This is a genomic window from Massilia norwichensis (assembly GCF_024753245.1).
Taxonomy (GTDB): Bacteria; Pseudomonadota; Gammaproteobacteria; order Burkholderiales; family Burkholderiaceae_D; genus Telluria; species Telluria norwichensis.
In genome coordinates this window covers 58,325-70,646 of sequence record NZ_JANUGX010000006.1, presented here as the reverse complement: position 1 = coordinate 70,646, position 12,322 = coordinate 58,325, and the positions used below count along the sequence as shown (strand labels likewise).

General features: G+C 65.4%; 12 protein-coding genes. 5 read left to right on the top strand and 7 right to left on the bottom strand.

Going from position 1 to position 12,322, the window contains the following annotated elements; genetic code table 11:
* Positions 1-26: 26 nt before the first annotated feature.
* Together NX782_RS07120 and nhaR are read right to left on the bottom strand one after the other, a co-directional pair.
* Positions 27-1,379, bottom strand: coding sequence for a hemolysin family protein (locus NX782_RS07120; RefSeq protein WP_258844739.1), 1,353 nt, complete (start codon positions 1,377-1,379; stop codon positions 27-29).
* A gap of 16 nt (positions 1,380-1,395) precedes the next feature.
* Positions 1,396-2,313 (bottom strand): transcriptional activator NhaR, encoded by a 918-nt coding sequence (gene nhaR, locus NX782_RS07115; protein WP_258844738.1) that lies wholly within the window; start codon positions 2,311-2,313, stop codon positions 1,396-1,398.
* A gap of 122 nt (positions 2,314-2,435) precedes the next feature.
* Here nhaR and NX782_RS07110 point away from each other — a divergent pair, with 122 nt between their 5' ends.
* The 4 genes from NX782_RS07110 to NX782_RS07095 all read left to right on the top strand — a co-directional run bounded on the left by NX782_RS07110 (position 2,436) and on the right by NX782_RS07095 (position 5,574).
* Positions 2,436-3,506 (top strand): DUF475 domain-containing protein, encoded by a 1,071-nt coding sequence (locus tag NX782_RS07110; protein WP_258844737.1) that lies wholly within the window; start codon positions 2,436-2,438, stop codon positions 3,504-3,506.
* 106 nt (positions 3,507-3,612) lie between these two features.
* A complete protein-coding gene (locus tag NX782_RS07105; protein WP_258844736.1) occupies positions 3,613-4,188 on the top strand; it encodes a TerD family protein in 576 nt (191 codons plus the stop codon).
* A gap of 70 nt (positions 4,189-4,258) precedes the next feature.
* Positions 4,259-4,957 carry a TIGR00266 family protein gene (locus NX782_RS07100; RefSeq protein ID WP_258844735.1) on the top strand — a complete coding sequence of 233 codons (699 nt, stop codon included), beginning with the start codon at positions 4,259-4,261 and terminating at the stop codon, positions 4,955-4,957.
* 32 nt (positions 4,958-4,989) lie between these two features.
* Positions 4,990-5,574, top strand: a complete 585-nt coding sequence (locus NX782_RS07095; protein ID WP_258844734.1) for a TerD family protein — start codon at positions 4,990-4,992, stop codon at positions 5,572-5,574.
* Between the two features lie 103 nt (positions 5,575-5,677).
* Here NX782_RS07095 and NX782_RS07090 read toward each other — a convergent pair whose 3' ends face one another.
* The 5 genes from NX782_RS07090 to NX782_RS07070 all read right to left on the bottom strand — a co-directional run bounded on the left by NX782_RS07090 (position 5,678) and on the right by NX782_RS07070 (position 11,141).
* On the bottom strand, positions 5,678-6,817 hold the full coding sequence (locus NX782_RS07090; RefSeq protein ID WP_258844733.1) for a GGDEF domain-containing protein: 1,140 nt from the start codon (positions 6,815-6,817) through the stop codon (positions 5,678-5,680).
* A 108-nt stretch (positions 6,818-6,925) separates the two neighbouring features.
* The gene (locus NX782_RS07085; protein WP_258844732.1) at positions 6,926-8,524 is read right to left on the bottom strand and encodes a mucoidy inhibitor MuiA family protein; all 1,599 of its coding nucleotides are present in this window, start codon (positions 8,522-8,524) and stop codon (positions 6,926-6,928) included.
* A gap of 96 nt (positions 8,525-8,620) precedes the next feature.
* A complete protein-coding gene (locus tag NX782_RS07080; protein ID WP_258844731.1) occupies positions 8,621-8,989 on the bottom strand; it encodes a hypothetical protein in 369 nt (122 codons plus the stop codon).
* Between the two features lie 11 nt (positions 8,990-9,000).
* Entirely contained in the window at positions 9,001-10,758 is a 1,758-nt protein-coding gene (gene ggt / locus NX782_RS07075) for a gamma-glutamyltransferase (protein WP_258844730.1), read from the bottom strand.
* Entirely contained in the window at positions 10,755-11,141 is a 387-nt protein-coding gene (locus NX782_RS07070; protein ID WP_258844729.1) for a hypothetical protein, read from the bottom strand. Before NX782_RS07070 ends, ggt begins: the two co-directional genes overlap by 4 nt.
* A gap of 205 nt (positions 11,142-11,346) precedes the next feature.
* Here NX782_RS07070 and NX782_RS07065 point away from each other — a divergent pair, with 205 nt between their 5' ends.
* Positions 11,347-12,312 (top strand): polyprenyl synthetase family protein, encoded by a 966-nt coding sequence (locus NX782_RS07065; RefSeq protein WP_258844728.1) that lies wholly within the window; start codon positions 11,347-11,349, stop codon positions 12,310-12,312.
* The last annotated feature ends 10 nt before the right edge of the window (positions 12,313-12,322 follow it).

Here is a 12,322-nt window from a genome sequence, read left to right as displayed (position 1 = left end):
ACGCAGCGCAGCGGGATCGGGCTCGATCAGTCCAGCTCGTCCTCGTCGGCGCCGCGCTCGAGGCGCGGAATCACCTTCACCAGCAGGATGCGCGGGCCGTTGGTCTTCTTGACCACCACGTCGAAGCGCGGGAACTCGATGCGCTGGCCCTGCTTGGGAATGTCGCCCAGCTTGGCCATCAGCAGGCCGCCGACCGATTCCACCTCGTCCAGGCCCATCGCTTCGTTGTCGATGTCGATGCCGAGCACGCGTTCCAGCGAGACGATCGGCAGGCTGGCCTTGCCGATGAAGGTACCGTCGGTCTGGCGCATCCAGTCGTTCTCGTTCATGCGGAACTCGTCGCGGATCTCGCCGACGATGGCGCCGAGCATGTTGTCCAGCGTGATGAAGCCGACCGGGCGCTTGCCCTTTTCGCCGATCAGCGCGAAGTGCGGGGCGCCGGTGCGGAAGCGGCGGAACAGCTCGATCGCCGGGGTGCGCGCCGAGAAGGTCTCGACCGGGCGCAGGTATTCGGACAGCACGGTGACGTCCTTGCCGGACTGCTCGGCCAGGAACAGATCCTTCAGGTGGATCACGCCCAGCACTTCCTCGCCTTCCTCGTCGAAGTAGGGGTAGCGCGAGAAGCGGTTGCGGCGCATCGTGTCGAGGTTCTGCTCGAGCGAACGGCTGGCGTACAGCGCGCTCACCTCGTTAATCGGGCGCATCAGGTCCGCCACCGAATGCTCGCCGAACTCCAGCGACTGCGCCAGGATGTGGCGCTCGTCGTGGGTGAACTTTTCCTTCTCGCCTGTCGTACTGGTGTTTGTACGCAGGATCATCTTGAGTTCTTCGTTCGAGTAATGGGTCTCGTGGCCGCCGGCGCCGGACAGGCCGGCAACCCGCAGCACCATGTTGGCGCTGGCGTTCAGCACCCAGATCGCCGGGTACATCGCCCAGTAGAAGCCGTACAGGGGGATCGCGCTCCACAGGCCGACCACTTCCGGGGTACGGATCGCCAGCGACTTCGGCGCCAGTTCGCCGACTACGATGTGCAGGAAGGAGATCACGCCGAACGCGATCACGAAGGACACGCCGTGGATCAGCTGTTCGTTGGTGACGCCGAGCAGGCCGAAGGCCGGTTCGAGGATGCGGGCAAACGCCGGCTCGCCGACCCAGCCCAGGCCCAGCGAGGCCAGGGTGATGCCGAGCTGGCAGGCCGACAGGTAGGCGTCGAGCTGGCTATGGACTTTGTAGAGGATGCGGCCGCGCAGGCCGCCGCTTTTCGCAATCGCGCGCACGCGGGTTTTGCGGAGGGTGACGATGCCGAATTCGGCTGCCACGAAGAAGCCGTTCAGCGCCACCAGGAACAAGGCCAGAACGACGAATAAGAGGTTTTGCATACAAATGTAGGGTTAATCAAGGGGCAATGCCGGCACCATTGTACAGCTCAGCCGCCGCCGTCGCGAGAATGGCTTCGACCGCGGGGTGCTTGATCTTGCGTTCGTTCGAGATCACGAAGAACTGCTCGCGCACGCCCGGCACCGCACCCACCTGCACCGCGCCGAACTGCGCTTCGATCTCGCCCGCCAGCGCCGCCGGGGCGAAGAACAGGCCGAGGCCGCGCCGTCCGAAGGTGCTCAGCAGGGCGTTGTCTTCGAACTCGCCGACCACGTCGGGTTTCACGTTCTCCTGCAGGAACCACTCGTCGATCTTGCCGCGCAGGGCATTATTACGCGTCGGCAGCAGGAAGGGCGCGCCGTTCAGATTCTTCGGGAAATCTTTTCCGTAATCGGCCGCCAGTCCGGGTACGCCCACGACCAGCATCTCGCTTTCGAACAACTGGTGGCTGAACACCTTCAGCGCGCTGCCCGGCTGCACTTCGCGGTCGGTCAGCACCACGTCCAGCTTGTGCAGGGCGAGGTCGGCCAGCAGCGCCTCGAACTGGTCTTCGTAGCAGACCAGGCGCACCTTCTTGTCGATCTTCATCGCCTGCTCGAGCATGCGGTAGGCCGACAGCTTGGGCAGCGAGTCCGAGATGCCGACCGAGAGCCGGATGCGGCCGCTGTCCGCCTCGCTCACCGCTTCCTGCATCTGCAGGCCCAGCAGGAAGATCTGGTCGGCGTAGTTCATCGCCACCCGCCCGGCCTCGGTCAGCACCAGGCGCCGGCCCTGCTGCGAGAACAGGGCCTTGCCCAGCGATTGCTCCAGCAGGGTCAGTTGCGAACTGACGGTCTGCACAGCCAGGCTCAGGCGCTCGGCGGCGCGCGTGATGCCGCCTTCCTTGGCGACCACCCAGAAGTAATAAAGGTGGCGGTAATTCAGGTCGCTTTTCATGGTGTGGATGAGTGTCTCAGGTTTTATCGAAGTAATTCTCTCATTATCTTCGCTTTTTCCTTTCTCGTCACCTCTCTACACTGCGCTAAGTCAATAACGAAACACAACAAGGGGAAACCAAGATGAAGCATTTCAGGGTGTCATTTTTTGTCACCGCGCTGTGCCTGATCGGCTCGGCGTGGTGGGGCTACACGCACGGCGGATGGGCAACCGCGCTGACGGCGATGGGCGTCGCCGCGATCCTGGCCGTGATGGAAGTGTCGCTGTCCTTCGATAACGCGGTGGTGAACGCCTCGGTCCTGAAGACCTGGGACGCGTTCTGGAAAAAGCTGTTCCTGGGCGTGGGCATCATCATCGCCGTGTTCGGCATGCGCCTGCTGTTCCCGCTGGTGATCGTGGCGGTGGCGGCCGACCTGGGCATGGGCGACGTCTGGCGGATGGCGCTGGAGAACCCGAAAGAGTACTCGATGCACCTGACCAACCACCACGCTGAGGTGGCGGCTTTCGGCGGCATGTTCCTGCTGCTGGTGTTCCTGAACTTCCTGTTCGACGACGAGAAGGAACACCACTGGCTGGGCCACTTCGAAGAGAAGCTCGGTTCGCTCGGCAAGGTGTCTTCGATCTCGGTGATGATCGCGATCGGCGTCCTGATGGCCAGCCTGGCGCTGGTGACCGAAGCCCAGAAGATGGTGGTGCTGATGTCCGGCCTGTGGGGCATCCTGGTCTACGTCGGCGTGGATGTGCTGTCGAACATGCTCGAGAAGTCGGAAGAGGGTGGCGGCGAGGTCGGCGACATGGTCAAGCGCGGCGGTATCGGCGGCTTCCTGTACCTGGAAGTGCTGGATGCATCGTTCAGCTTCGACGGCGTGATCGGCGCCTTCGCGATCACCAACGACGTCGTGATCATCATGCTGGGCCTGGCGATCGGTGCGATGTTCGTGCGTTCGATGACGGTCTACCTGGTGGAAAAGGGCACGCTCGATGAATTCGTCTACCTGGAGCACGGCGCCCACTACGCGATCGGTATCCTGGCCGCGATCATGTTGGCAAGCATGAAGTACCACGTGCCCGAACTGGTGACCGGCCTGGCTGGCGTGGCCTTCATCGCCGCCTCGGTGTGGAGCTCGATCCGCTACCGCAAGCGTATGGAAGCGATGGGCGCGGGCCACAAGGAAGTAGCAGAAATTCAGTGACGTAGGGTGGGCACGCCGTGCCCACGCCAAGAATCTGCGGCGAACGGCAGAACACCAGTTCGCTGCAGCAGTACCGAAGGTGTTCAACCAAAACAAGGAGTCTCAAATGGCAATCAGTCTGCAAAAAGGCGGTAACGTCAACCTGTCGAAAGAAGCACCGGGCCTGACCCGCCTGAAGCTGGGCCTGGGCTGGGACGTGCGCGCCACCGATGGCGCTGCGTTCGACCTGGACGGTGTCGCGTTCCTGCTGAACCAATCGGGCAAAGTACGCTCGGATGCCGACTTCATCTTCTACAACAACGCCAAGTCGGCCGACGGTTCGATCGTCCACTCGGGCGACAACCGCACCGGCGCCGGCGAAGGCGATGACGAGAGCATCAGCATCGACCTGAGCAAGGTACCGGCCGACGTCGACCGCGTGGTGCTGGCCGTGACCATCCACGACGGCGATACCCGCCGCCAGAACTTCGGCATGGTGGGCAAGGCCTTCATCCGCTGCGTGAACGAAGCCAACGACACCGAAGTCGCCCGCTACGACCTGTCGGAAGACGGCTCTACCGAATCGGCCATGATCTTCGGCGAGGTATATCGTAATGGCGCGGACTGGAAGTTCCGCGCGGTGGGCCAGGGCTTCAACGGCGGTCTGGGCCCCCTCGCCAAGAACTACGGCGTGAACGTCTAAGCATCGATCCAGCCGCCTCACCCTTGTCCGCGGGTGGGGCGGTAACACCAAAACAAAAGGAAGCCAAGTTATGCCTAAATTTACCGTTACCGGTGACGTCGATCCCTTCCTGCACGTGTCCATGCGCCACGGCGAGACCATCTACTGCGAATCCGACGCGATGGTCATGATGGAATCGACGCTCGACCTGAAGGGCAAGATGCGCGGTGGCCTGGGCAGCGCGCTGATGCGCACCTTCGCCAACGGCGAGTCCTTCTTCCAGCAGCACATCGAAGCCGCCCGCGGCGACGGCGACTGCCTGCTGTCGCCGACCCTGCCGGGCGCGATGCAGATCGTCGACTGCGGCCCGGGCAGCCAGTACATCATCAGCGACGGCGCTTTCGTCGCCGCCAGCTCGGGCGTGGACCTGAAGGTGCGCACCCAGGGCGTCGGCAACGCCCTGTTCGCGGGCAGCGGCGGCTTCTTCGTCACTGAAACCCAGGGCAGTGGACAGGTGGTGGTGTCGGGCTTCGGTTCGATGAGCATGCTGGAGGTCGAGCCGGGCAAGGACGCGATCATCGACAACTCGCACGTCGTGGCCTGGGACTCGACCTTGCACTACGAAGTCTCGGTGACGACCGGCCAGAGCAGCGGCTTCCTGGGCAACCTGATCAACAGCCAGACCAGCGGCGAAGGCATCGTCCTGCGCTTTTCCGGTCGCGGCAAGATTTACGTCTGTTCGCGCAACCGCGCCGCATTCAAAGCCTGGATGCAGACGCCGGCACGCTGAACGGATTCAACCTACAAAGAAGGAGTAAGGACATGGCAGTCAACCTGCAAAAAGGGCAGAAGATCTCGCTCGAGAAGGAAGCCGGCGGCGCACTGTCGCGCGTCACGATGGGCCTGGGCTGGGACGTCGCCAAGAGCAAGGGCTTCTTCGGCTTCGGCGGCGGCGCCGGCCAGCCGGTCGACCTGGATGCGTCGGTGGTGATGTTCGACGAATCGAACCGCCCGGTCGACGTGGTCTGGTTCCGCCAGCTGAAGAGCAAGGACGGCAGCATCGTGCACACCGGCGACAACCGCACCGGCGCCGGCGACGGCGACGACGAGCAGATCATCGTCGACCTGCGCAGCGTGCCGCCCGGCGTGAAGTCGCTGGTGTTCACCGTGAACAGCTTCACCGGCCAGAACTTCTCGACCGTGGAGAACGCCTTCTGCCGCATCTTCGACACCAACAACGGCAAGGAGATCGCACGCTACGACCTGTCGGTGCAGGGCTCGCACACGGCCCAGATCATGGCCAAGCTGTACCGCCATAACGGCGAATGGAAGATGCATGCGATCGGCGAGAACGGCAGCGGCCGTACCTTCGACGACCTGATGCCGCTGATGACGCCGCACCTGTAATCGCATCACCCGTCTCCAGTAGTTCCCGGCCCGGGCGGCTTGGCGTCCGGGTTCTTTTAACGGCTCCTTTCGAGGAGCCGTCTTTTTTTGTCCGTCTTCCCCTTCAAGCCAGGTGCATGGCGCGTACGCAATCGCGGCCGCTGCGCTTGGCTTCGTACATCAGCTTGTCCGCAGCCGAGATCAGGTCCTGCAGCAGCGGCGCCGCACCGTCGCCGCGCATGCCGGCGGCGGCCACGCCGAAACTGGCGGTGGTGAGGATGCTGTCGCGCCCGTCGGCCGACGGGGTGGCGCTGGCGGCAAAGCGCGTGCGCAGGCGCTCGGCGAAGGCGATGCCTTCTTCGAGCGAGGTCGCGGGCAGGATCGCGAGGAATTCCTCGCCGCCGTAGCGGATCACGCTGTCCACCCCGTCGCGCGTCATGGCGCCGAGCAGGCGCGCAAAGCTGCGGATGACTTCGTCGCCGTCGGCATGGCCCCAGGTGTCGTTGATGCGTTTGAAGTTGTCGATGTCGCACAGGACCACGCACAGGCCGGCATGCCGCGTCCCGGTCCGCATCAGGCTGTCGTGCAGGTAGCGCCGGTTGTGGCAACCGGTCAGGTGGTCGCGCTCGGCCGCATGCTGCAGCTCGATCTGGGCACGGTATTCCTCGCGCGAGACGCGGTTGAAGCGCCGCGCCGCCAGTGCGCCGAAGGCGTTGGCGAGCACCAGCAGCATGCTCATCGTGATCACGTCGGCGTGGCTCATCCGGCCCAGGCGCAGCGCGAGCACGAGGAGGATGGCGGTCGACGCGAATGCCAGCAGCGCCGCGTTGACGAAACTGTTCGGGATGTACAGGTAGACCACGATCAGCATGATTGCCAGCGACATCGCATGCCAGTGGAATTCGGCCGGGCGCAGGGTGGCGACGAGCATGAAGCAGCCCAGCGCCACCGCTTCCGACAGCGAAGCGGCCAGCCGGAGCGCGCGTACCCTCAGGCGGCGCCGGTAAGCCAGCCACGCGCAGCTGCCGGCCGTGAGCGCGACCAGCATGCGCGCGGCCAGCAGCGACAGGAAATCCGTGCCGAATCCGAGCGCGGCCAGGTCGGTGAGCGCAAACGCCAGATAGAACAGCGTACAGAAGACCAGGGTGAAGCCGAGCAGGGGCTGGATCTGTGTTTGCCTGTGCTGGAGAAACGCGGCTTCGCTCTTGCGTGACGCGAACTCGCCGGTCAGCGCGTCGATGTCGGCGAGGGACGGGAAGGGCATGGCGAGGCTCTGGCAAACGGCAACCCCGTCATTGTGACAGTTTAACCAAAAGAAATAATCACACTTTCTCACATCGGCGAAAAGCGCTCGCCGATGTGAACATGTGCTTCATGGCAGCCCGAGCACGTTGCCTTCTTTCGGATAGTCGATCACGTAGCCGACGTTGAAGCGCGCCGTCTCGTTGGATTTGAGCGTGCGTTCCCAGCCGACCAGGCCGCGCCGCTGATCCCAATCCTTCACGCTGGGTTCCGGCACCAGGGTCGCCTTCACCTCGACCTTGTCCGACTGGCTGACCGGGGTCGGTTCCAGCACCAGGATCTCGACCGGCTGGCGGTGGAAGCTCGTCACCACATAGCTGTCGTCGACGCGGCGCTGGTTGTCGCGCTTGAACAGGCCCGTCTGGCCGGACTGCTCGTTGCGGTGCTCGACCGCGACGCGGACCAGCGGATCGCGCCCGAAGGCGAACTCGAAGCGGTCCTTCGCCTGCGGATCCCAGTACAGCGCGCCCACATACGAACCGTCGCGCTGCAGCTGCACCTGGCCCGGCAGCCAGACCCCTTCGGGCCGCGGCGTCTCGGCGGTCAGCACCGCCAGGTCCCTGCTGGTGCGCGGCGAGATCTGCACGCGCTGTTTCACCTGCAGCGACTGTTTCGTCAGCCCGACCGAAATCTCACGCCCGTCCGCCGCCAGGTCGACCCGTGCCGGGACCTGGTACTCGGTGCTGAAGTTACCCTGGGTCTGCAGCACCGGTGCCACGTAATCGTCGTCCTCGCTGTTCCTGGCGGCACGCGCGAATAAGGGCGCCGGCGCTGCCGGGGCGGCGGGCGGGGGCGGCGCGTACTGCAAGGTCGCGCGTTCCACCGGCGGCCGGTAGTTCAGCAACCACGGCTGCGGGTTCGGCGGATACACGGACAGCGTCGGCTGCCCGGTCGACAAGGTCAGTTTGACCCGGCTCCAGTCCTCGCCGGTCTTCTGCGAGATCGTCGCCAGCCGCTCCAGGGCCACGGTGGAGGCATTCGAATCGAGGGCGGCGCGGTAGGCCGGTTTCCAGCCTGCGCGGTTGACCTGGTAGCTCAGGACCAGGCGGCCGGCCTGCTTCGCGGCCAGGTGGACCGTGATGCTGCGGCTGTCGCGCGTGTTCGCCTGCAGCTTGCCGAGGTCGCGCTTCAGGGCGTCGAGCTGCCTGGCCAGCGCACGCTTCTTGATGTCGTCGTTGCGGATGCGTTCGAGGGCATCGCCGCTGCCTTTGCGGATGGCGTCGACGGTGCCCAGCAAAGTCTTCGGATCGCTGGGGGCGGGGCGCAGCGCGCCGTCGCCGCTGCCCAGGTGCTCGAGCCAGGCCTGGGCGGTCTGGGCCGACTTGGCATCGACCTCGATGGCGGCGATCTGGTCCTGCAGCGCCAGGATCTTCGCTTCGAGTTCCGCTTCGCGCGGGCTCGGGCTGTCCGCATTCGTGCGGTCGCGCGTGAGCACCTGGCCGATCTGGATGCCGGGGTCGGCCTGCAGGCGGATGGTGTCGGTATTGAAGTTGGCGAGCAGGCCGGTGATCTCGACCTGGGTCATGCCGGGCGCGATCTCGACCGCGCGTTCGACCGTCGCGCTGCCGGGATACAGCGTCACGCTCTGGATCGGCGCTTCGGTGGCGGAGGCGATCGTGCTGCCGAGCGCGCACAGGGAAGCGATTGCCCATCCTTTCTTGATTACCATGAGGTCCTTGTCTGAAACGGTTGCGAGTGCCGCAAGCGTACCAGATGGCAACAAGAGAAAAACCCGCGAAATGTCACACGATGCCGGCCGTGCGGCTTACCACTCGCGCCATTCGCTGGCCGGCCCTTCGCCGTCGCCGTAGTCCTTCGGGTCCAGGCCCGCGGCACGGGCGATGGTGTTGACCAGTTCGCAGAGCTGTTCGCGTTCGTCGGTCTCGATCAGGCGCTCGTCCTCGTCGTCGAGGTCGTTCAGGGCCAGGACCGCCTGTTCGAAGGCCGCCAGCTTGGCGTCGTCCGCCGCGTTCACGCCGAGTTTTCCGAGGTCGGCGATCAGCTTGTCGAAGATCCGGGTGAAGGCCGCGCAGGCCTCCGGCGTGTACTGATCCAGCCCGCTCTCGCCCCAGCGTTTGAAGGGGTAGTCCGCTCGCGCGGCTTTCAGCTTGTTCTGGTAATCCTGCATGCTCATGCCTGGTCTCCTCAATGTCCGCGCTTCTGCACCAGGGCGGTGCCGATGCCGTGGCGGTGGCCTTCGCTGACCGCCGTCACCGTGCCGTCCGGATTGAACACGATGGCGTTGGCCGCGCCGATTTCTTCCGGCGCCGGGCTGGTCTCCCATTTGTGGCCGAAGTTCTCCAGGCCCTTGGCCTGCTGGGTGCCGATGAAGCCCGGTTCCACCGAGGTTTCCCTGGCGTTCCGCTGCGACAGGCGCGGCGCATCGATCGCCTTGTCCATGCTCATGCCGAGATCGATATGGTTGACGATGGTCTGCAGCACGGTGGTGATGATGGTCGCGCCGCCCGGGCTGCCGATGCTGAAGGCCGGTTTGCCGTCCTTCATGACGATGGTCGGCGCCATGCTGCTGCGTGGACGCTTGCCGGCTTCCGGGATGTTCGGCGCCGGGCCGGTGAAGTCGAAGTCGGTCATCTCGTTATTCAGCAGGAAGCCATAGCCCGGCACCACGATCCCGCTGCCGCCCCAGGATTCGATGGTGAAGGTGTAGGAGACCACGTTGCCCTCCTTGTCCGAGACCGTCAGGTGGGTGGTGTGCGTGCCTTCCTGGATCAGCTTCTGCTGCGGACGCAGCGGAAAGCTCTGGTCGTTCTCGTACAGGAAGGCGTCGCCGGCCGGGACCACGCCGGCGGCCTTGTCGGGACGGATCAGCGAGCGGCGCTGGGCCGCGAACTGCTTGGACAGGATGCCGTCGACCGGCGCGTCGACGTATTCCGGGTCGGCCAGGTAGGCGTTGCGGTCGGCGAAGGCCAGGCGGCTGGCTTCCAGGTAGAGATGCTCGACGTTCGGGCGCGGCAGGTTCTTCAGGTCGTAGCCTTCGAGGATGTTGAGCGCCTCGGCCACGGCGATCCCGCCGCTGCTGGGCAGGGGCATGCCGTACACGTCGTAGCCGCGGTAGGTCGACCGGATCGGCTGGCGGATGCGCGCCTCGTAGTTGGCCAGGTCGGCCAGCGACATCGTGCCGGGCCGGACCTGCGCGCCCTTGGCCAGCGGCGGACGGTTGACGGCGTCGACCATCGCCTGCGCCATCGGCCCTTCATAGAAAGCCTTGTAGCCGCGCGCGGCGATCTCGCGGTAGGCCTTGGCCATGTCCGGATTCTTCAGCACGGTGCCGGTCGGGACCGCCTTGCCGTTGCGAAGGTAGAGCTGGCTGGTGCTCGTAAACAGCTGAAATTTCCTTTCATTTTCGGCTGTTAATTTGTGAAAAGTTTCACTAACAGGAAAGCCCCTGGTGGCCACATCGATGGCCGGCGCCAGCACCTGCTTGAAGCTCATCGTGCCGTAGCGCTGCAGGGCTTCGTGCCAGCCGCGCACCGTGCCCGGCACGCCGACCGCGGCGCCGCTGGCGACTGCCGTGTCGAAGTCGATCGCCTTGCCGTTTTCCTGGAACACGGCCGGGCTGAACGAGCTGGGGGCGGTCTCGCGGTGGTCGATCGTGATCACGCGCTTGTCCTTGGCCAGGTAGATGACCATGAAGCCGCCACCACCGATGCCGCAGCTGAACGGGTCGGTCACGCCCAGCGTGGCGGCCGCGGCGACGGCGGCATCGATCGCATTGCCGCCCTTGTTCAGGATGGCGAGCGCCGATTCGGACGCCTTTTCGCTGATGGTGGCGACGGCGCCGCCGGTACCGGTGGCGACCGGGGTCTTGGCCAGCGCCAGCGGCGGCGCGAGGACGATGGACAGGATCAGGGCGCCGGCAAGCGCTTTGCAGGAGGTGGTCATGGGCTGGTGATCTTGAGCGTGACGGGGATGACGTCGCCGGGGCGCGTCGCATTGGTCGTGCGGATGGGCGGGATGCCGGCCGGGTCGAGCGCGACGCGGGCGCCATGCAGGGACTTCGGCATGGCCGCCAGCTGGTCCGGGCCCAGCGAGAACTCTTCGCGGCCGTCGGGGCCGTCCAGCACGAACTGGAAACTCAGCCGCCCGGCCCAGATGCAGCGCGCGTTGGCCGGGCAGCGGCTGTCGCTGAAGCTGTCGTAGGTGAGGGTGGTGGTGCCGGACAAGGCAACGCGCTGGTTGGGCTGCAAGGGATAAATGCCGTCCTTGAGCGGCGCGGCGGCGCAGCCGGCCAGGCCAAGCAGGACGAGCGGGACAAGCAACTTCATCGCGTCTTTCCGGTTATGTGCGGAAAGCCAATCATAGCAAAGTTGCCAGGCAGAGCAGGTCATGCGTGTGCCGGGGGCATGTTGCAGGCATGTTGCGCAAGTGTGGCAGGCAGGTGCGCACGTTTAAACAAAATTAACTATTGTTTAACATGAATCCGGTATCATGAGGCTCAATTTCATCAATTTCCGTCCGGCAGGGAGGCGCATGACGACACAGACACGGCGGTTTGGCGGGTTCGGTATCGACCAGCTGCGCCAGCAATTGGAAGAACGTATCGGTCAGCACCTGGCGCACAGCCCGGACCAGGCCGACCTCCTGACTTTGGCGATGCGCGCGGGGGCGCTGAGCGCCGGCAAGCGCATGCGGCCGCTGCTGCTGATGCTGGTCGCGCGCGACCTCGGCTGCGAATCGGAAGCCCTGGTCGACGTCGCCTGCGCGGTCGAGATGGTGCATGCGGCCTCGCTGATCCTCGACGACATGCCGTGCATGGACAACGCCATGCTCCGGCGCGGCAAGCCGACCATCCACGTGCAGTTCGGCGAAGACGTCGCGGTGCTGGCCGCGATCGGCCTGCTCAGCCGCGCCTTCGGCCTGCTGGCCACGGCGCGCGAAGTGCCGGCCGAGGTCCGCGCACGGCTGGTTGCCAAGCTGGCCGAGACGGTCGGCGACCAGGGCCTGGTCAAGGGCCAGTTCCTCGACCTGCGCGGCAGCCGCCAGAGCGCGGCCGACATCGCCGTCACCAACGAACTCAAGACCGGCGTGCTGCTGGGCGTGGCGGTCGACATGGCCGCGATCATCGCCGAGACCGACGATTGCGTGGCCCAGTCGCTGCGCGCCTTCGCGCTGGCGGCCGGCCAGGCCTTCCAGATCCGCGACGACTTCCAGGACGACGTCGCCAACGACAGCGCCATCACCGGCAAGGACACCGGCAAGGACCTCGGCAAGCGGACCTTCGTCAACACCCTCGGCCACGACGAGGCGCGGCGCCGGCTCGACCACCACCTGCTCGAGGCCGAACGCCACCTGAGCGCGGCGCTGGGCGGCAAGGGCCATACCCGCCGTTTCGTCGCCGGCCTGTTCACGCGCACCAATGGCGTGGAAGCCTTCACGCCGGCCGCGACGGCGCACCTGCATGCGGCCGGCGCCGGCGTCAGCCTGGCCCGTCACTGAAGCGGAGCGG

What these genes read in the sequence shown, in the direction of transcription:
- NX782_RS07120 (WP_258844739.1), bottom strand. Translation starts at nt 1,379, where the DNA reads ATGCAAAACCTCTTATTCGTCGTTCTGGCCTTGTTCCTGGTGGCGCTG.
- nhaR (WP_258844738.1), bottom strand. Translation starts at nt 2,313, where the DNA reads ATGAAAAGCGACCTGAATTACCGCCACCTTTATTACTTCTGGGTGGTC.
- NX782_RS07110 (WP_258844737.1), top strand. Translation starts at nt 2,436, where the DNA reads ATGAAGCATTTCAGGGTGTCATTTTTTGTCACCGCGCTGTGCCTGATC.
- NX782_RS07105 (WP_258844736.1), top strand. Translation starts at nt 3,613, where the DNA reads ATGGCAATCAGTCTGCAAAAAGGCGGTAACGTCAACCTGTCGAAAGAA.
- NX782_RS07100 (WP_258844735.1), top strand. Translation starts at nt 4,259, where the DNA reads ATGCCTAAATTTACCGTTACCGGTGACGTCGATCCCTTCCTGCACGTG.
- NX782_RS07095 (WP_258844734.1), top strand. Translation starts at nt 4,990, where the DNA reads ATGGCAGTCAACCTGCAAAAAGGGCAGAAGATCTCGCTCGAGAAGGAA.
- NX782_RS07090 (WP_258844733.1), bottom strand. Translation starts at nt 6,817, where the DNA reads ATGCCCTTCCCGTCCCTCGCCGACATCGACGCGCTGACCGGCGAGTTC.
- NX782_RS07085 (WP_258844732.1), bottom strand. Translation starts at nt 8,524, where the DNA reads ATGGTAATCAAGAAAGGATGGGCAATCGCTTCCCTGTGCGCGCTCGGC.
- NX782_RS07080 (WP_258844731.1), bottom strand. Translation starts at nt 8,989, where the DNA reads ATGAGCATGCAGGATTACCAGAACAAGCTGAAAGCCGCGCGAGCGGAC.
- ggt (WP_258844730.1), bottom strand. Translation starts at nt 10,758, where the DNA reads ATGACCACCTCCTGCAAAGCGCTTGCCGGCGCCCTGATCCTGTCCATC.
- NX782_RS07070 (WP_258844729.1), bottom strand. Translation starts at nt 11,141, where the DNA reads ATGAAGTTGCTTGTCCCGCTCGTCCTGCTTGGCCTGGCCGGCTGCGCC.
- NX782_RS07065 (WP_258844728.1), top strand. Translation starts at nt 11,347, where the DNA reads ATGACGACACAGACACGGCGGTTTGGCGGGTTCGGTATCGACCAGCTG.